The organism is Thermaerobacillus caldiproteolyticus (assembly GCF_015326725.1).
GTDB lineage: Bacteria > Bacillota > Bacilli > Bacillales > Anoxybacillaceae > Thermaerobacillus > Thermaerobacillus caldiproteolyticus.
In genome coordinates this window covers 1,975,092-1,994,805 of sequence record NZ_CP064060.1, presented here as the reverse complement: position 1 = coordinate 1,994,805, position 19,714 = coordinate 1,975,092, and the positions used below count along the sequence as shown (strand labels likewise).

Here is a 19,714-nt window from a genome sequence, read left to right as displayed (position 1 = left end):
AACACGGATAAGAAGCCGGAATGCATATAAATATCGTAAGTTGATATAGCACGGTTTTACACCGTCAGCATGTCGAAAGAAAGACCAATGAACAGCGAGTTCGTCGCAATGGTGGCGGATAAATTGCGTTTGGAGCATAAAGCTTCTTAAAAATGATCTGTTTAATGGTAACCGCGTGGAGAAGGCTAAGAATGAATGAGCGCTCGAAGCAAAATGCTTTATCTGAAGCAGTACTCGTAAAGGCAATTGAGAATCAGAGGGATAAGGTGCCGAGGCGACATTCAAAACATCTGTTTTCTTCCCTATTTATTTGTAAGTCGAACATATCGATCATGAGTGGTGAGCTGAAATATAGTTTGTGTACAAATTATATTTATACATATATTAATAGTTTGTGTACAAATTATATTTATACATATATTATTTATGTGTATAATAATATAGAGGATTACATAAAAGGAGACCTGATCATGGATATATCAAAAGATAAATCAATTGGATCTGCCTCGGTTCGTGTTAGCAGAAAAATCACTCGTATTTTAAATGTTTATTTAAAGCCTTACAACATTACGGCGGAACAGTGGGGAGTGCTACGAACATTGAATGAGTCGGATAAAATTTCCCAAAAAGAACTGGCCGAGAGAGCGGATAAAGACCAGGCAACCCTTACGAAAATTCTCGACCTTCTTGAAAAAAACGGATTCGCTGAAAGAATTCCGAATCCAACAGATCGGCGCTCTTTCCTTATTACAATTACCGAAAAAGGAACCGAGCTATCTCAACAATTAATTCCATTTATTGAAACCGTTTTTGAAAAATTTGTTCATCAAATCGATGAAGAAAAGTTAGCTATTTATCAAGAAGTATTACGTTCCATCGAAAGAAACATCGATGCTTTGTTGGAAAATCCAAACAATTAGAAAGAAGGGATGGAGATGAATGAGTCTTCTAAACTGTGGACTGCACAATTTGTTGCCATTATTTTAATGGCTTTTTTATTTTTCTGTTGTTTACAGCTGTTGACGGCTGGTTTTCCAGCATTTGTTTCTCACGTGAACCACAATCCTGCTCAAGCAGGAATGATGACTACCGCTTTTATGATATCGGCAATTATTACAAGACCTTTCGTTGGGGGGATAATCCATAAAGCCAATATAAAAAAGGTAAACATCGCGTCTTTGATTTTTCTCGCTGTTACCATCGCTTTAAGTTATCATCAAAAGTCGGTGTCGTTATTGCTCTTTTTAAGAATTTTACATGGAATCGCATTTGGAATTGTCTCTACTATTATTTCAACGATGGCCACGACCGTGATTCCTGTAAGGCGACTTGGTGAAGGAATTGGTTATTATGGAATGGCTACTAGCGTTGGAACAAGCCTAGCTCCGATGTTTGCTCTATCATTGATTCAGTTTTTCTCATTTAATGCGTTATTATTATTGGCTGTTTTGTTAGCGATTGTAACGTTACTTCTTAACATTTTTATTCGCTCTCCTCATTCTAATCGTATGAGAACAAAGGAAGTTTCTTTTATAGAATACGCCTTTGATAAAAAAGCATTTTCTCCATGTTTATTGGCATCCTTTTTTACGATTACATTAGGAGGAGTTGTTAGTTTTCTTGGGGAGCTTGGCAAAGAGGTTCAGTTGGGAGGATCTGTTTCATTGTTTTTTCTGATCATAGCGGTCACAATGGCGATTGTGCGTCCTCTTTCAGGTCGGATCTTTGACAGCAAAGGGCATAAGGTCATTCTATACCCTGCGATTGTAAGTGGAATCATCGGGCTGTGTCTTTTAGCGGCCACGCAAGATATATGGACTTTGCTTCTTGCTGGGGTGTTTTACGGAATTGCGTATGGAACTATAACACCGACTCTTCAGGCCTTAGCTGTCAGCTTTGTATCAAAAGAGAAACAAGGAACAGCTAATGCGATGTTTTTTTCCTTCATGGACCTTGGAATGGCAATTGGCTCGATTAGTCTTGGTGTTCTAGCCTCTTATACTGGCTACCGCCTTATGTACGGATATTCCATTGTGTGTTTAGTTGTATTGCTTGTCACATATATATTCCTATTCCTTCGTCATAAACGTGCGGTAAATGCAATGGATAAAGTTTCCTGACTGATTACGAAGCAGAAAAAAAGGTAGTCTCACGTGAGCTACCTTTTCATTTTTTCTCTTTTTCTAACTCAACTAGTTTTTGCACTAAAATGTGCTGTGGCATATGCATTACTTGCTCGATCGGGATGCCTAATGCCTTGGCTAATTTTTGTGCTGTTTCCAATGAAATTTGGAGCGGGCGCATTTCAATCACCTCTTTGTTATATTAAACTAGATATGATTTCTTGAATCAATAGTATAGCAAACTTTTGCAACCTTTCGCATATATTTTTATTATCGTGCTTTATTGTTGAAAAGGACGGGAAAGGAGCGGAACGATGACTAAAATTTTTGCTCACCGCGGTTCAGCTGGCACGCATCCAGAAAATACGATGATTGCCTTTTACGAAGCGGAACGAGTCGAAGCGGACGGGATTGAATTAGATGTACAAATGACAAAAGATGGAGCGCTCGTGGTCATTCATGATGAAACGATTGATCGGACAACCGATGGTACAGGATGGGTGAAAGATTTTATATATAAGGAGTTACAACAATTCAACGCTGTTTATAAATTCGCCGAACAATATGATTTCTGTCGCATTCCACTGCTAGAGGAAGTGCTCCAATGGATAGAACCAACTGAGTTATTGCTAAATATTGAATTGAAAAATGGATTGATTGAATATAAAAAATTAGAGGAAAAAGTCATTGACATGGTTAGACATTACCATTTAGAGCATCGCGTCGTCCTCTCATCGTTTAATCATAATAGTATGGCGCTTTGTCATCGACTTGCTCCTGAGATTGAGACAGCGATTCTTTATATGAAAAGCTTATGTCAACCATGGAAATATATGCGTGCCATCGGAGCATCTGGATTGCATCCATACCATGGTACCGTAACAGAATCGTTCGTTCGTCAAGCACACGACCATCGTGTGGCAGTGCGGCCGTTTACGATTAACAAAGCAGGGTTAATGAAAAAAATGTTTCAATATCAAGTAGATGCGATTTTCACTGATTATCCATCAAAAGCAAAACAATTATTAAACAATCAAAAAACGACCTGAACGTTACGAGCTCGGGTCGTTTTTTTGTTTTTTTTGAAACCTTGGTTGAACTTTGTTTCGTTTTTGGTCGCGGTGAAGAATAAATCCGCCGATAAACCCTAAACCGAGTGCGAATAGAAGAAATCCGCACAAGAACTGAAGCCAAAGGGATGGAAGTGGGGCATGCAGAATGCCAAACAGCGTATCGCGCATCCATTTAATTCCTAAAGCTGCCAAAAAACCCGGAATCAGCAAAATTGTAAGAGCGATCATTCGTTGCATTGCGATTCTAATCCTTTCGTTCATCAAAAATCGTTTCACCAAACATCATAAACTTTTGATGAGATTTGTCAAGAAAAGAAAAAATCGGTATGATAGAAGTGTCTGCAAAAAATTGCATAATGTTAAAGAGCGGTGAATGGAATGAAAAAAGTACTAATTGTTGGCGCGGGGAAAGGTGGTACCGCATTATTGCAAATTTTGCAAAAGGCGACGATCATCCAAGTTGTTGCTGTCGCGGATATTAATGAACAAGCGCCGGGAATCCAGCTTGCGCAAAAGATGGGCATTCCCACGGGAACCGATTGGCGTGCCTTTTTAACCGAAGGAATTGATCTTATCATCGAAACAACGGGAGAAAAGCACGTATTTGAAGAAATCCGCAAAAGAAGCGATCCTCATACTGTTGTTGTACCGGGAATGGTTGCCCGTATGATCGCTGAACTCATCGAAGAAAAAGAGGCATTAATCGCGAAGTTAAAAAGTGAAACGACTCGTCGTGATTTAATTTTTAACGCGACTCATGATGGAATGATCGTTGTTGATGAGTTCGCTTATATTACCGATATAAATGACAGTGCAGCCGAGATGATCGAGGTGGATAAAACGAAGGCGATTGGCAAACATATTTTAGAAGTCATTCCGACAAGTAGGCTGCCGAGAGTATTAAAAACGAAGCAAACAGAGTTTCATCAAGAACTAAAGTTAGATAACGGACGAAAAATAATTACGACGCGCGTTCCTATGGTGGATGAATCTGGAAAGCTATTTGGGGCTCTTGCGGTCTTTAAGGACGTGACGGAGTTTGTTCGGCTAGCCGAAGAAATTACTAATTTAAAGGAAATTCGCATGATGTTAGAGGCGATTATTCATTCATCGGAAGAAGCGATTTCGGTTGTTGACGAGCATGGCAATGGCATTTTAATCAATCCCGCTTATACGCGCATTACGGGTCTTACTGAAGAAGAAGTCATCGGCAAACCAGCAACTGCAGATATTGCAGAAGGGGAAAGTATGCATATGCAAGTCTTGAAAACGCGCCGTCCTGTTCGTGGTGTGCGCATGAAAGTGGGGCCGAAAAACCGTGATGTTGTTGTCAATGTTGCTCCGATTATTGTCGATGGCGTATTAAAAGGAAGCGTTGGCGTTATTCATGACGTTTCCGAAATTCAGCGGCTTACCAATGAATTAAATCGCGCTCGACAAATTATTCGCACGTTGGAGGCGAAATATTCATTTGCTGATATTATCGGCACATCCGAAGAAATGACCGTAGCAATTGAGCAAGCGAAACTAGCAGCGAAGACGCCGGTAACGATTTTATTGCGCGGGGAATCGGGAACGGGAAAAGAATTGTTCGCTCACGCCATCCATAATGCGAGCGATCGAAAATATAACAAATTTGTCCGTGTGAATTGTGCCGCCCTTTCTGAAACACTATTAGAAAGCGAATTATTTGGATATGAAGAAGGAGCATTTTCCGGAGCCAAGCGAGGTGGAAAGCGCGGGTTGTTTGAGGAAGCGAATAACGGAAGTATTTTCCTTGATGAAATTGGTGAGCTTTCTGCAAATACGCAGGCGAAATTATTGCGCGTTCTCCAAGAAAGGGAAATTGTTCGCGTCGGGGGAACAAAACCGATTCCAATCAATGTTCGCGTCATTGCTGCGACAAATGTCAATTTAGAAAAGGCGATCTCTGAAGGGACATTCCGGGAAGATTTGTATTACCGTCTTAACCGGATGCCAATTTATATTCCGCCGCTTCGGGCAAGGAAGCAAGATATTCCGGCTTTATGTCATCATTTAATTCAAAAATTAAATCAAGATTACGGACGAAACGTAGAAGGATTAACGGAAGAAGCCATTCATTATCTTTTATCGTATGATTGGCCGGGCAATGTTCGTGAGCTCGAAAATGTGTTAGGTCGCGCGATGATTTTTATGAAATTTCATGAAGTGCTCATTGATGTGAAACATATTCCACCGTTAAAAATACCTCATGCTGAACACGATAGACATGAAGATTCGCTTTTGAATGGAGAGGAGATTCGTCCGCTCGATGAGATGATGGAGCAATATGAAGCGCATTTAATTGAAAGAGCATTACAAAAACATCATGGCAATAAAACGGCAACGGCGAAAGCGTTAGGCATTTCAATTCGCAATCTATATTACAAATTAGAAAAATATGGACTTGCAAAAAAATACATGCAATAATTTGCATATAACGCAAATCATTGCAAACGAGCACGAAAAAAATAAAGCGTTTTCAATATTTTTTGTTTGGCACGATTTTTGCATATTATAAAAGTGCGAGACGAAATGAAAGGACAAAGGGGTTGGATTCATGATATGAAGCTGCAATCGTTAGTCGACCAGGCAACCCAATATGACAATATGACAGTTGCAGTTGCTGCGGCAGAAGATGAAGAAGTAATTGAAGCTGTCACAATGGCGCTGGACAGTAATTTCGGACGATTTATCTTGTATGGAGACAGTGAAAAAATTTCACAATTGTTAAAACAAAAAAATGAAGACTATGCAAAAAATGGCAGGGTACAATTAGTGCATGCGGATTCTAAAGTTCAAGCGACCGAACTAGCGGTAAAAGCGGTACATTTGAATGAAGCAAATGTACTAATGAAAGGGAATGTTCCGACAGCGACGATTTTAAAAGCTGTTCTGAATAAAGAGTTTGGTTTGCGAACAGGAAAAGTTTTATCACATGTGGCGGTATTTGAAGTGCCTAGCTATGACCACTATATCATTGTTACCGATGCGGCGATGAATATCGCGCCGGATCTGGAGCAAAAAGCGCAAATTGTCTCCAATGCGGTATCGATAGCGAGAGCCATCGGAATCGAAAAGCCGAAAGTAGCACCTCTTGCTGCCGTTGAAGTGGTAAATCCGGCGATGCCGGCAACGCTTGATGCAGCTGCATTAACTATGATGAACAAGCGAGGCCAAATTACCGATTGTATCGTTGATGGCCCATTAGCTCTTGATAACGCAGTTTCAATGCTGGCTGCTGAACATAAAGGAATTGACAGTGAAGTAGCGGGACAAGCTGATATTCTCCTTGTTCCTAACATTGAAACAGGAAATGTATTGTATAAATCATTAATTTACTTCGCTAATGCAAAAGTAGGTGCAGTAATTGCTGGGGCGAAGGCTCCGATTGTCTTAACATCACGCGCAGATTCTGCAGAAAGCAAACTTTATTCGTTAGCTCTTGCGGTTTGCTCCGCATCAAAATAATGAAAATCTTTTGGGGAGGAAATCAACATGGAAATCTTCAAATATATGGAACAATATGACTATGAGCAATTATTATTCTGCCAGGACAAAGAGTCAGGATTAAAAGCAATTATTGCCATCCATGATACAACATTAGGACCAGCTTTAGGCGGTACACGTATGTGGATGTACGAATCAGAGGTAGCAGCAATTGAAGACGCGCTTCGTTTAGCACGTGGTATGACTTACAAAAACGCTGCAGCCGGTTTAAACCTTGGCGGTGGTAAAACAGTTATTATCGGCGACCCGCGCAAAGATAAAAACGAAGCGATGTTCCGTGCGTTTGGCCGCTTCATTCAAGGATTAAACGGCCGCTACATCACTGCTGAAGATGTTGGTACAACCGTTGCAGATATGGACATCATTTATCAAGAAACGGATTATGTAACAGGCATTTCCCCTGAATTCGGTTCATCCGGTAATCCATCTCCTGTAACAGCATACGGGGTTTATCGTGGGATGAAAGCCGCAGCGAAAGAAGCGTTCGGAACAGATTCCTTAGAAGGAAAAGTCATCGCTGTACAAGGGGTTGGAAATGTTGCTTACAACTTATGCCGTCACCTTCATGAAGAAGGCGCAAAACTAATTGTGACAGACATTAACAAAGAGGCGGTGCAACGTGTAGTAGAGGAATTTGATGCAAAAGCGGTGGACCCGAACGATATTTACGGAGTAGACTGCGACATTTTTGCTCCATGCGCACTTGGTGGCATCATTAATGACCAAACCATTCCGCAATTAAAAGCAAAAGTCATCGCTGGGGCGGCGAACAACCAATTAAAAGAAGCAAGACATGGTGACATCATTCATGAAATGGGCATCGTATATGCTCCTGACTATGTGATCAACGCTGGCGGTGTGATCAACGTCGCTGACGAATTATATGGTTACAATCGCGAACGTGCCTTAAAGAAAGTGGAACAAATTTACAACAACATTGAAAAAGTATTTGAAATCTCTAAACGCGACAACATCCCAACTTATAAAGCAGCAGACCGTTTAGCAGAAGAACGAATTGAAAAAATGCGCAAATCCCGCAGTCAATTTTTACAAAATGGCCAACATATTTTGAGCCGTCGCCGCAATCGCTAAATAAAATAAGCGATGAAAGCGAGAACGATTCTTTTCTCGCTTTCATCGTAAAAAATGGAGGTTGGAACCTTGCAAGAGGAGAAAGAATTTCGCATTTTAGTCATTAATCCTGGATCCACTTCAACAAAAATTGGCGTATTTGATAATGAACGTTCCATTTTTGAGAAAACAATCCGCCATGATACCGAAATATTACAGAAATATCAATCAATTATTGAGCAATATGAATTTCGGAAACAAACGATTCTGGATGCGCTTGACGAAGAAGGAATAAACATTTCAAAGTTAAGCGCCGTTTGCGGTCGCGGCGGTTTATTGCGCCCAATTGAAGGGGGAACGTATCGCGTTAATGAGCAAATGCTAGAAGATTTACGTAAAGGTTATGCAGGACAGCATGCTTCTAACCTTGGCGGTATTTTAGCTCATGAAATCGCATCTGCGTTAAATATCCCCGCGTTTATCGTTGACCCGGTTGTAGTCGATGAGCTTGAGCCAATAGCGAGAATTTCCGGTTTTTCCCTCATTGAACGAAGGAGCATTTTCCACGCTTTAAACCAAAAAGCCGTTGCTCGTCGTGTCGCAAAGCAGCTTGGTAAAAAATATGAGGAATTAAATTTGATTGTCACTCATATGGGCGGTGGAATCACGGTTGGCGCTCATAAACAAGGAAGGGTAGTTGACGTAAACAACGGATTAGACGGCGAAGGTCCGTTCAGTCCTGAACGTGCTGGTACAGTGCCGGCAGGCGATCTTGTTTCCCTATGCTTTTCAGGTGAATATTATCGTGATGAAATTATGAAAATGTTAGTTGGTCAAGGCGGATTAGTCGGTTATCTCGGAACGAATGATGCCGTGAAAGTCGAAAAAATGATTGAAGAAGGGGATCAAAAGGCAAAACTAGTTTACAGTGCAATGGCTTACCAAGTAGCAAAAGAAATTGGTGCTGCCAGTGCCGTATTAGCCGGAAAAGTAGACGCGATCATTTTAACGGGCGGACTAGCTTATGGAAAAGAATTCGTTAAAGAAATTGCTGACCGCGTAAAATGGATTGCTGATGTGATTGTTCACCCGGGGGAAAACGAGTTGCAAGCGCTTGCAGAAGGTGCATTGCGTGTCTTACGCGGCGAAGAAGAAGAAAAGGAATATCCGGGAAATTCGGTGAAAACAAAAGTGATGCAATAGGAAGGAGCGGGCATTGATGGCAAAAGAATACGATCTCGTCATATTAGGCGGTGGTACAGGCGGATATGTAGCGGCGATTCGTGCGGCACAACTTGGGATAAAAACAGCAGTAGTGGAAAAAGGAAAACTTGGCGGTACGTGCTTACATGCCGGTTGCATTCCAAGTAAAGCATTGCTTCGCAGCGCGGAAGTATACGCACAAACAAAAGAAAGCGAAAAGTTTGGCGTATTTGTTAATGATGTGAAATTGGATTTTGTAAAAGTGCAAGAGCGCAAAGGTAAAATTGTTGAGCAGCTGCATAAAGGTGTTCAACACTTAATGAAAAAAGGAAAAATTGATGTGTATGAAGGAACAGGACGAATTTTAGGTCCATCGATCTTCTCGCCAATGCCAGGAACGATTTCTGTTGAATTGAACAATGGCGGCGAAAACGAAATGCTTGTTCCGAAAAACGTCATCATTGCCACAGGATCTCGTCCACGTACGTTACCGGGATTAGACATTGACGGTGAATATGTGATTACATCTGATGAGGCGTTACAATTAGAGAAGCTTCCAGCATCAATCATCATCGTCGGTGGAGGAGTCATTGGTATCGAGTGGGCTTCCATGTTAAATGATTTCGGCGTTGAAGTAACGGTATTAGAGTATGCTGATCGCATTTTACCAACTGAAGACCGCGACGTTTCAAAAGAAGTGGAAAAATTATTAAAACAACGTGGCATTAATATTGTAACGAATGCAAAAGTATTGCCTGAAACACTTGAAAAAGGGAACGGTGTAACCATTAAAGCTGAACATAAAGGCGAACAAAAAGCGTTCACAGCGGAAAAAATGCTTGTTTCTATCGGTCGTCAGGCAAATATTGAGGGGATTGGTTTAGAAAATACAGATATCATTGTGGAAAAAGGCTTCATTCAAACCAATGAATTCTATCAAACAAAAGAGTCTCATATTTATGCAATTGGCGATGTTATTGGCGGCTTACAACTTGCTCATGTCGCTTCTCACGAAGGAATTGTCGCTGTTGAACATATTGCCGGCCAAAATCCATCACCGATTGACTATACAATGATTTCAAAATGCGTGTACAGCCGTCCGGAAGTAGCAAGCGTCGGTTTAACGGAAGAAGAGGCAAAAGAAAAAGGGTATAAAGTAAAAGTTGGTAAATTCCCGTTCAAAGCGATTGGTAAAGCGCTTGTATTCGGAGAAGCTGACGGATTCGTTAAAATTGTTGCTGATGAAGAGACAAATGACTTGCTCGGCGTTCATATGGTAGGACCTCATGTGACAGACATGATTTCTGAAGCAGGTCTTGCACGTGTGCTTGACGCAACTCCATGGGAAGTTGCTCATACCATTCATCCGCATCCAACATTATCAGAAGCGATGGCAGAAGCTGCGTTGGCTGTTGATGGGAAAGCGATTCATTTTTAATGGATAAAGGGAGGTTGTTTTGATGGCTGAAAATCGTCATCAAGCGTTAGGCTTAAGTGATGAAACAGTATTAGAGATGTATGAAACGATGTTGTTAGCTCGGAAAATCGACGAGCGCATGTGGCTTTTAAACCGTGCTGGTAAAATCCCGTTTGTCATCTCTTGTCAAGGACAAGAAGCGGCTCAAGTCGGAGCTGCATTCGCTTTAGATCGCACGAAAGACTACGTCTTACCTTACTATCGCGACATGGGTGTTGTGTTAACATTCGGTATGACACCAACAGAATTAATGCTTTCCGCGTTTGCGAAAGCGGAAGATCCAAACTCTGGCGGCCGTCAAATGCCTGGTCACTTTGGAAAAAAGAAAAACCGCATCGTTACAGGTTCTTCACCGGTAACAACACAAGTGCCACATGCGGTTGGTATCGCATTAGCGGCGAAAATGGAGAAAAAAGACTTCATTACATTCGTGACATTTGGTGAAGGGTCTTCGAACCAAGGTGACTTCCATGAAGGGGCCAACTTTGCCGGTGTTCATAAGTTACCGGTTATCTTCATGTGCGAAAACAATAAATATGCAATCTCTGTTCCGATAGAAAAACAATTAGCATGCGAAAAAGTGTCTGACCGTGCAATTGGTTACGGTATGCCTGGCTATACGGTAGATGGAAATGATCCATTAGAAGTATATAAAGTCGTAAAAGAAGCGGCTGATCGTGCTCGCCGCGGCGAAGGTCCGACATTAATCGAAACGGTTTCTTACCGTTTAACGGCTCACTCTTCTGATGACGATGACCGCGCTTATCGCACACCTGAAGAATTAGCCGAAGCGCGCGCCAAAGATCCAATTTTTTTATTTGCGAATTACTTAAAAGAAGTAGGCGTGCTAACGGACGAGCTAGAAAAAGAAATTCACGATCGCATCACAAAACAAGTAAACGAAGCGACAGATTATGCGGAAAAAGCACCGTATGCGGAACCAGAACACGCATTAAAGTACGTATACGCTGAGAAGTAAGGAGGAACGAAGAATGCCAGTCATTTCATATATTGATGCCGTTACGATGGCGATCCGGGAGGAAATGGAACGAGATTCCCGCGTGTTCGTATTAGGGGAAGACGTAGGAAAAAAAGGTGGGGTATTTAAAGCGACCCAAGGATTGTACGAGCAATTTGGTGAAGAACGCGTCATTGATACGCCTTTAGCAGAATCAGCAATCGTTGGTGTCGGAATCGGTGCAGCGATGTACGGATTGCGCCCAATTGCAGAAATACAATTTGCCGATTTCATCATGCCAGCAGTGAATCAAATCATTTCTGAAGCGGCACGGATTCGTTATCGCTCTAATAATGATTGGAACTGCCCGATTGTCATTCGTGCACCATATGGCGGCGGTGTTCACGGAGCGCTTTACCACTCGCAATCTGTTGAAGCGGTGTTTGCGAATCAACCAGGCTTAAAAATTGTCATGCCATCGACTCCTTATGACGTGAAAGGGTTATTAAAAGCAGCAATTCGTGATGAAGACCCAGTATTGTTCTTCGAGCATAAGCGTGCTTACCGCTTAATTAAAGGTGAAGTTCCTGCGGACGATTATGTATTGCCAATTGGGAAAGCGGACGTCAAACGCGAAGGAGAAGATATTACGGTTATTACGTATGGTCTATGTGTACACTTTGCGCTTCAAGCGGCAGAAAGGGTAGCGCAAGACGGCATTTCTGCTCATGTATTAGACTTGCGTACGGTGTATCCGTTAGACAAAGAAGCGATCATCGAAGCGGCAAGCAAAACGGGGAAAGTGCTTCTTGTTACAGAAGATAACAAAGAAGGAAGCATCATGAGCGAAGTGGCTGCGATTATCGCGGAACATTGCTTATTTGATTTAGATGCGCCAATTATGCGTCTAGCTGGTCCTGATGTGCCGGCGATGCCATATGCTCCAACAATGGAGAAATTCTTCATGGTAAACCCTGATAAAGTAGAAAAAGCAATGCGAGAATTAGCAGCATTTTAATGGAATGTCGGCCATTTTTTGATTGTATTGTCACGCTTATGCGTAGTAAAAGCCGAACAAAGGACGATGATGTGGACGCAATCATGCCCGCTTTCGTTCTTGTTCGATTTTAATAAGCATGCAGCTAGCCACAGCTTTCTTAAACAGCTTTTAATCAAGATAGGAGGTAATCGATGTGGCAATTGAACAAATTACAATGCCTCAGCTAGGTGAAAGTGTCACCGAAGGTACAATTAGCAAGTGGCTCGTTTCCGTCGGCGACAAAGTGAATAAATACGACCCAATCGCAGAAGTGATGACAGATAAAGTCAACGCAGAAATCCCTTCATCTTTTACGGGCGTCATTAAAGAATTAATCGCTAGCGAAGGTGAAACATTACCAGTTGGTGCGGTGATTTGTACAATCGAAGTAGAGGGAGAAGGTACGGGAGCACCAGCAGCGGAAACGAAACAAGAGGAAGCACCGACAGCAGAAGCGCCAAAAGCGGAAGCTGCTCCAGCACCTAAAAAGCCAGCCGGGGCAAATAAAGGCCGTTATTCACCAGCTGTTCTTCGTCTTGCCCAAGAGCACAATATTGATCTTGAACAAGTACAAGGAACAGGGATGGGCGGACGCATTACGCGCAAAGACCTTCTGAAGCTCATCGAGTCTGGTCATATTCCGACAGCTGACCAAAAACCTGCTGCTCCAGCTCAACCAGCTGCTGCACCACAACCGACTCAAGAAGCGCCAAAAGCGGAACCAGCTGCCGCTCCAAAACAACCAGCGGCACCGAACGTTCCTGTTCAAGCAGGTGATATTGAAATTCCGGTGACACCTGTACGCAAAGCGATTGCAGCGAACATGCTTCGCAGTAAGCACGAAGCGCCACACGCATGGACAATGGTCGAAGTCGATGTCACGAATTTAGTCGCTTACCGCGATTCAATTAAAGACGAATTCAAAAAACGCGAAGGCTTTAACTTAACCTACTTTGCGTTCTTCGTCAAAGCGGTTGCGCAAGCGTTAAAAGAATTCCCGCAAATCAACTCTATGTGGGCGGGTGACAAGATCGTTCAGAAAAAAGACATTAATATCTCGATCGCTGTTGCGACAGACGACGCATTATTCGTGCCTGTTATTAAACATGCTGACGAAAAATCAATTAAAGGAATTGCACGTGAAATTGCCGAGTTAGCCGCAAAAGTGCGCGCAGGCAAACTTCGGCCAGAAGATATGCAAGGCGGAACGTTCACGGTGAACAACACCGGTTCATTCGGTTCTGTTCAATCGATGGGGATCATCAACTATCCGCAAGCGGCGATTTTACAAGTCGAATCGATCGTCAAACGCCCGGTTGTCAAAGACGGCATGATCGCTATACGCGACATGGTTAACTTGTGTCTATCCCTGGACCATCGCGTACTTGACGGTTTAATTTGCGGCCGTTTCCTCGCACGTGTGAAAGAAATTTTAGAAAATGTATCTAAAGACAATACGCCAATTTATTAATAATGCGAAAAAAATCCACTGCAAACGTTGCGGTGGATTTTTGTTCATTGCTAGAACGTTATCCATATACTACAATAAATATACAGTGAATATTTCTAAAAATTGAAAAGTAAGCGATTTCTTTAAAAAGGATGGGAGAAGTAGCTTTCGGTACATAAAGGGAGGGACGATTCGTGACGGATATTTCTATGATGAAAAATCAGTCGTTTCCGCTTCCAAGTTATGAGGAATGGAAACGAGAAGTAGAGAAGTCCTTAAAAGGAAAACCATTTGAAAAGCTTTATTCAACGACTTATGAAAATCTGCTCATTAAACCAATTTATACGCGTGAAGATGTCGAATCACTTGAGCATATGGAACAATATCCGGGGTTTCCGCGTTACGTTCGCGGGGTTGAGGTAAATGGATACATTCGCGAACCATGGGCAGTCAGCCAAGAAATTTCAGCACGCAGCCCGAAAGAATGGAATGAGATTGTTAAGAACGATCTGGAAAGAGGTCAAACGGAAATACATCTTGTGCTGGATCGGCTAGGTTTTTCTATCCAGTCACTTCATGATATAGAAGAAATGTTCTCAGGAATTTCTCTGATTGATTACTCTCTTCGCGTCGATGCAGGAGAAAATTCGCTTTCGTTTTTTGCTTTGTTAACAGCCCATTTACAAAACCAGCAAATTCCGCTTGGCATTGTACGCGGCACGATTGGTATGGATCCGATTTCTATTCTTGTGGAAAAAGGGCAATTATCCTCTTCCTTATCTACATTATATGATGTCATGGCCGATGTGACAAAATGGGCGAAAAAAGAGAGGGCGTATGTCAAGACGATTCTCGTTCGCGGCGAACCATATCATAATGGCGGAGCGAACGCGGTGCAAGAACTGGCGTTTGTGTTTGCAACGGCGGTGGAATATTTGAACGAGTGTCTAAACAGAGGGTTAACCATTGATGAAGTAGCGCAACGAATCAGCTTTTCATTGGAAATCGGCTCGAATTTCTTTATGGAAATTGCGAAACTTCGTGCAGCGCGTTTGATTTGGTCCAATATTGTGCAAGCGTTTGGCGGCAATAAGGAATCGCAAAAGATGGTCATTCATGCGCGCACATCTCATTTTACTAAGACGATATACGACCCATATGTGAATATGCTTCGCGCAACGACGGAAGCATTTGCGGCAACGGTCGGCGGAGCGAACAGTCTTCATGTATCACCATTCGATGAAGCGATTCAACAAGCGGATGAGTTTTCACGAAGAATTGCCCGCAATACGCAGTTGATTTTGCTTGAGGAAGCGCATATTGGTAGAGTCATTGACCCAGCTGGCGGTTCTTACTATGTGGAGACATTAACGGCACAAGTAGCACAGGAGGCGTGGAATCTGTTCCAACAGATTGAGGCAAAGGGCGGCATCACAAAAGCGCTCGAAGAAGGTTTTGTGCAAGCCGAAGTGGAAAAAGTCGCCGCATTACGAAAGAACAATGTGAAAACGCGCAAAGAAAAAATTGTCGGCACGAACTTTTATGCAAACTTGGCGGAGCCAACGGTGCAAAAAGCTGAAGGAAACAATAATGCAAGTATATCTTTTGATTTACCGCTTAATGAAGAGAATATTGCGCAATTAAAAGCAGGGTTCGATGCGAAAAAATTTACAGAAACAGCGATTGCTATGGTTTCCTGTCGAGCGTCCGCTCAAGAAATCAACCAAGCATTAGCAGCAACCGGCCCATCCATCGCAATTCAGCCAATTCCGCAATGGCGGTTAGCTGAACCGTTTGAGCAGTTACGAAAAGCGTCGGAAGTTTATTCGGAAAAACATGGAAGACGTCCAACGGTGCATCTCATCAACCTCGGACCGATTCCGAACCATAAAGCGAGAGCCGACTTTATTACGGGTTTTTTTGAGGCTGGCGGCTTGGAAGTGGTGAAAAATAACGGCTATATGTCAGCCGAAGAAGCAGTACAAGGAGCGCTTTCTTTTCAAGGTACGCATTATATCATTTGCGGTTCAGACGAAAGCTACACGGATACTGTTCCGACGATTGCAGCGGAACTGAAAAAAGCGAATCCTCATTTGAAATTATATGTTGCAGGTAAACAATCTCCTGAAATCGAGAAAACATTTGTCCAATCAGGCATCGATGGCTTTATTCATATCGGTTCCAATTGTTATGATACGCTGGCGGAATTTATGAAAGACATGGGGGTGGCTCTCGATGAATAGAAAGGTTGATTTTACGAACGTACCTTTGCATATGTCAAGCAAAAACATAGACGAACAACGGTGGAAGCAAGCAATCGAAGAAAAGCTGAAAGCGTCGATCGACGACCTTTTGTTCCAAACGAATGAACAAATTGCGATTAAGCCTTTATATACGAAAAAAGATATCGAAGGATTTGATTTTCTTGATTATATGCCAGGAATCCCCCCATATTTACGAGGGCCTTATCCGTCGATGTATATCAATCGTCCGTGGACGATTCGGCAATACGCCGGGTTTTCGACAGCAGAGGAAAGTAATGCCTTTTATCGCCGCAACTTAGCGATGGGGCAAAAAGGGCTGTCTGTCGCCTTTGACCTAGCAACGCATCGCGGCTACGACTCCGATCACCCGCGTGTTGTCGGTGATGTTGGAAAAGCAGGGGTAGCGATTGATTCGATTTTAGATATGAAAATTTTGTTTGACGGCATTCCGCTTGACCAAATGTCGGTATCAATGACGATGAACGGTGCCGTTTTACCGATTATGGCATTCTATATTGTAACAGCCGAAGAACAAGGAGTGACACAAGATAAGCTTTCCGGAACGATTCAAAACGATATTTTAAAAGAATACATGGTGCGCAATACGTATATATATCCGCCGGAAACGTCGATGCGCATTATCGCTGATATTTTTGAATATACGTCGAAGTATATGCCAAAGTTTAACAGCATCAGTATTTCGGGCTACCATATGCAAGAAGCGGGGGCACCGGCCGATATTGAATTGGCGTATACGCTGGCGGACGGGTTAGAGTATGTGCGCACTGGATTAAAAGCGGGAATTGATATCGACTCATTCGCTCCAAGACTTTCGTTCTTCTGGGCAATCGGCATGAATTATTTTATGGAAGTCGCAAAAATGAGAGCAGCGCGCATCATGTGGGCGAAAATAATGAAAATGTTTAACCCGAAAAATCCGAAATCGCTCGCTTTACGGACGCACTCGCAAACATCGGGCTGGAGCTTGACCGAACAAGATCCATTCAATAATGTTGTGCGCACATACATTGAAGCACATGCTGCAGCGCTCGGCCATACGCAATCGCTACACACGAACGCCCTCGATGAAGCGATTGCTTTGCCGACTGATTTTTCCGCACGCATTGCCCGCAATACACAGCTTTATTTACAAGATGAAACGGGAATTTGTAACGTGATTGATCCATGGGCAGGCTCGTACTATGTAGAAACATTAACGAATGAATTAATGAATCGATCGTGGAAGCATATTGAGGAAATTGAAAGTTTAGGGGGGATGGCGAAAGCGATTGAAACGGGGCTGCCAAAAATGCGGATCGAAGAAGCCGCCGCGAGACGTCAAGCGAAAATTGATTCCGGAGCCGAAACAATTATCGGTGTAAACAAATATCGGCCGGAAAAAGAAGAGCCAATTGATATTTTAGAAGTAGATAATACAGCTGTCCGTCTACGGCAAATTGAAAAGTTAAAACAATTGCGCGCTTCCCGCGATGAGCAAAAGGTGCAAGAAGCGTTAGAGGCCATTACAAAAGCAACAGAAACGGGAGAAGGAAACTTACTTGAGCTTGCTGTGCAGGCAGCACGCGCTCGCGCTACATTAGGGGAAATTTCTTATGCGATTGAAAAAGTGGCAAAACGTCATAAAGCGGTCATTCGCTCAATTAGCGGAGTCTATAGCTCCGAATTTACAAATGAAGAAGAAATTCAGCGCGTCAAGAAGCTGACTGATGAATTTTATGAGCTGGAAGGTCGTAGACCGCGCATTATGGTTGCAAAAATGGGACAAGATGGACATGACCGCGGCGCGAAAGTTATTGCGACGGCATTTGCCGATTTAGGATTTGATGTTGATATTGGACCGTTGTTTCAAACACCGGAGGAAACGGCGCGTCAAGCAGTAGAAAACGACGTTCATGTCGTTGGGATAAGTTCGCTTGCCGGCGGACATAAAACGTTATTGCCACAGTTAGTCGAGCAATTGCGTAAACTAGGTCGCGAAGATATTATTGTTATCGTTGGAGGTGTCATTCCACCGCAAGACTATGAATTTTTATACGAACACGGTGCCTCAGCCATTTTTGGTCCGGGAACCATCATTCCAGCCGCTGCAGAAAAAGTGCTTGAGGAAATTTATAAGCGCCTCGGGTATGAGGAAGTGAACCAATGAGCAACGAACGAACATATCGCCCGGAGTGGGTGCCAAAAGAGCGAGAGGAAGACTTTGCGACTGCTTATGTAAAAAAGCAAGAGGAATCTACTTCCTCACCACAGCCAACAAAGCGATGGGTGAAACGAAAAGAACGGTCGGTAGCGGAATATGTCAAAGGAGTATTAAACAATGACCGAACGATTTTGGCACAGGCAATTACGCTTGTCGAAAGCAATGCGGCAAAGCATATGGAAATGGCACAACAAATGTTGAATGAATTGCTTCCTTATGTCGGAAAATCGATTCGCATCGGCATTACCGGTGTGCCGGGAGCAGGAAAAAGCACGTTTATCGAAGCGTTCGGAAAATTTTTATGCGAAAACGGCCATCGCGTTGCCGTTCTTGCGGTAGATCCGAGCAGCTCCATTACAGGCGGGAGCATTCTTGGTGATAAAACAAGGATGGAAAATTTGTCGCGTGATCCGCGGGCGTTTATTCGACCGTCTCCATCCGGCGGTACGCTTGGCGGCGTTCATCGTAAAACGCGGGAAACGATGCTTTTATGCGAGGCGGCAGGTTATGATGTTATTTTGATTGAAACGGTTGGTGTCGGGCAAAGCGAATTCGTAGTTCGCAGCATGGTTGACTTTTTTATGCTTCTTGCTCTGACGGGAGCAGGAGACGAACTTCAGGGCATGAAAAAAGGAATTATGGAACTAACGGACGCGATTATTATTAATAAGGCCGACGGCGGCAATAAACCGAAAGCGTTAGCCGCCAAAGAAGAATACAACCAATTTCTTCATTACTTGCGGCCGGCAACGCCAGGATGGGAAACAAAAGCTTATACATGTTCCGCTTTGTTAGGGGAAGGAATCCCTGAAATTTGGCAAGTTATTGAGAAATTTGTGGAAACGACAAAAAACTCAGGCGTATTTGAGATGCGTCGGCGAAATCAGCTGAAAGACTGGATTTACTCGATGATTAAAGATTATCTAGAATCGAGCTTTTTCTCACATCCGCAAATTAAAGAAAAGCTACCGATGATCGAAAATAATGTAATCGCTGGCACGCTCTCTGTAACGAAGGCAGTACAACAGTTATTGCGGATTTATGAAAACAAAAAGGAGTCTGAATAAATTTATTAAGACGTAAAACTAAACAGCCCTAAAAAATAAAAGCTTTAGATTCTATCGAATCTAAGGCTTTTTTGATGCAACATAATGACTATTGTTGCATTGGGAATAAAATCTTATGTTTTGTCTCGCTTCGCTATCGAACCTCGAAGAATCAATAGTGGGAACAATACATAAACTTGTTTGCTGTGCAAATGGTTTTTCCTACAGAGGTAAAAAGGAAAACACTATTTTGCTGAT

Annotated in this window: 16 protein-coding genes and 1 pseudogene; 15 read left to right on the top strand and 2 right to left on the bottom strand. The window is 42.8% G+C overall.

Annotated elements, in window-relative coordinates; genetic code table 11:
• Window positions 1-57 precede the first annotated feature (57 nt).
• The 3 genes and pseudogenes from ISX45_RS09945 to ISX45_RS09935 form a co-directional block, all read left to right on the top strand.
• Window positions 58-150 (top strand): annotated as a pseudogene (locus tag ISX45_RS09945) (sporulation transcription factor Spo0A); the annotation flags it as partial.
• A gap of 320 nt (window positions 151-470) precedes the next feature.
• Complete coding sequence (locus ISX45_RS09940) at window positions 471-920, top strand: MarR family winged helix-turn-helix transcriptional regulator (RefSeq protein ID WP_220129346.1); 450 nt, start codon at window positions 471-473, stop codon at window positions 918-920.
• 15 nt (window positions 921-935) lie between these two features.
• Complete coding sequence (locus ISX45_RS09935; protein WP_194518882.1) at window positions 936-2,120, top strand: MFS transporter; 1,185 nt, start codon at window positions 936-938, stop codon at window positions 2,118-2,120.
• 46 nt (window positions 2,121-2,166) lie between these two features.
• On the opposite strand, the gene ISX45_RS09930 is transcribed toward ISX45_RS09935, so the two are convergent.
• The gene (locus tag ISX45_RS09930; RefSeq protein WP_181554335.1) at window positions 2,167-2,304 is read right to left on the bottom strand and encodes a YycC family protein; all 138 of its coding nucleotides are present in this window, start codon (window positions 2,302-2,304) and stop codon (window positions 2,167-2,169) included.
• Window positions 2,305-2,437: 133 nt separating this feature from the next.
• Here ISX45_RS09930 and ISX45_RS09925 point away from each other — a divergent pair, with 133 nt between their 5' ends.
• The gene (locus ISX45_RS09925) at window positions 2,438-3,172 is read left to right on the top strand and encodes a glycerophosphodiester phosphodiesterase (protein ID WP_181554334.1); all 735 of its coding nucleotides are present in this window, start codon (window positions 2,438-2,440) and stop codon (window positions 3,170-3,172) included.
• Window positions 3,173-3,175: 3 nt separating this feature from the next.
• On the opposite strand, the gene ISX45_RS09920 is transcribed toward ISX45_RS09925, so the two are convergent.
• Window positions 3,176-3,433: a DUF2627 domain-containing protein gene (locus ISX45_RS09920; protein WP_181554847.1), complete on the bottom strand. Its 258-nt coding sequence runs from the start codon at window positions 3,431-3,433 to the stop codon at window positions 3,176-3,178.
• A 141-nt stretch (window positions 3,434-3,574) separates the two neighbouring features.
• Here ISX45_RS09920 and ISX45_RS09915 point away from each other — a divergent pair, with 141 nt between their 5' ends.
• From ISX45_RS09915 to meaB, 11 genes are all read left to right on the top strand, one after another.
• Window positions 3,575-5,647 carry a sigma-54 interaction domain-containing protein gene (locus ISX45_RS09915; protein WP_181554333.1) on the top strand — a complete coding sequence of 691 codons (2,073 nt, stop codon included), beginning with the start codon at window positions 3,575-3,577 and terminating at the stop codon, window positions 5,645-5,647.
• A gap of 135 nt (window positions 5,648-5,782) precedes the next feature.
• Window positions 5,783-6,688 (top strand): phosphate butyryltransferase, encoded by a 906-nt coding sequence (gene yqiS / locus ISX45_RS09910; protein ID WP_194520678.1) that lies wholly within the window; start codon window positions 5,783-5,785, stop codon window positions 6,686-6,688.
• 27 nt (window positions 6,689-6,715) lie between these two features.
• Window positions 6,716-7,819 (top strand): branched-chain amino acid dehydrogenase, encoded by a 1,104-nt coding sequence (bcd, locus tag ISX45_RS09905; protein ID WP_194518881.1) that lies wholly within the window; start codon window positions 6,716-6,718, stop codon window positions 7,817-7,819.
• 54 nt (window positions 7,820-7,873) lie between these two features.
• A complete protein-coding gene (buk, locus tag ISX45_RS09900; protein ID WP_181554331.1) occupies window positions 7,874-9,001 on the top strand; it encodes a butyrate kinase in 1,128 nt (375 codons plus the stop codon).
• Window positions 9,002-9,017: 16 nt separating this feature from the next.
• On the top strand, window positions 9,018-10,439 hold the full coding sequence (gene lpdA, locus ISX45_RS09895) for a dihydrolipoyl dehydrogenase (protein WP_194518880.1): 1,422 nt from the start codon (window positions 9,018-9,020) through the stop codon (window positions 10,437-10,439).
• Window positions 10,440-10,461: 22 nt separating this feature from the next.
• Window positions 10,462-11,457 carry a thiamine pyrophosphate-dependent dehydrogenase E1 component subunit alpha gene (locus tag ISX45_RS09890; RefSeq protein WP_194518879.1) on the top strand — a complete coding sequence of 332 codons (996 nt, stop codon included), beginning with the start codon at window positions 10,462-10,464 and terminating at the stop codon, window positions 11,455-11,457.
• Window positions 11,458-11,470: 13 nt separating this feature from the next.
• Window positions 11,471-12,454 carry an alpha-ketoacid dehydrogenase subunit beta gene (locus tag ISX45_RS09885; protein ID WP_181554328.1) on the top strand — a complete coding sequence of 328 codons (984 nt, stop codon included), beginning with the start codon at window positions 11,471-11,473 and terminating at the stop codon, window positions 12,452-12,454.
• A 175-nt stretch (window positions 12,455-12,629) separates the two neighbouring features.
• The gene (locus ISX45_RS09880) at window positions 12,630-13,946 is read left to right on the top strand and encodes a dihydrolipoamide acetyltransferase family protein (RefSeq protein WP_194518878.1); all 1,317 of its coding nucleotides are present in this window, start codon (window positions 12,630-12,632) and stop codon (window positions 13,944-13,946) included.
• Window positions 13,947-14,119: 173 nt separating this feature from the next.
• Window positions 14,120-16,168, top strand: coding sequence for a methylmalonyl-CoA mutase family protein (locus ISX45_RS09875; protein ID WP_194518877.1), 2,049 nt, complete (start codon window positions 14,120-14,122; stop codon window positions 16,166-16,168).
• Window positions 16,161-18,356, top strand: a complete 2,196-nt coding sequence (gene scpA, locus ISX45_RS09870; protein ID WP_194518876.1) for a methylmalonyl-CoA mutase — start codon at window positions 16,161-16,163, stop codon at window positions 18,354-18,356. Before ISX45_RS09875 ends, scpA begins: the two co-directional genes overlap by 8 nt.
• Window positions 18,353-19,477: a methylmalonyl Co-A mutase-associated GTPase MeaB gene (gene meaB, locus ISX45_RS09865; protein ID WP_194518875.1), complete on the top strand. Its 1,125-nt coding sequence runs from the start codon at window positions 18,353-18,355 to the stop codon at window positions 19,475-19,477. Before scpA ends, meaB begins: the two co-directional genes overlap by 4 nt.
• Window positions 19,478-19,714 lie beyond the last annotated feature (237 nt).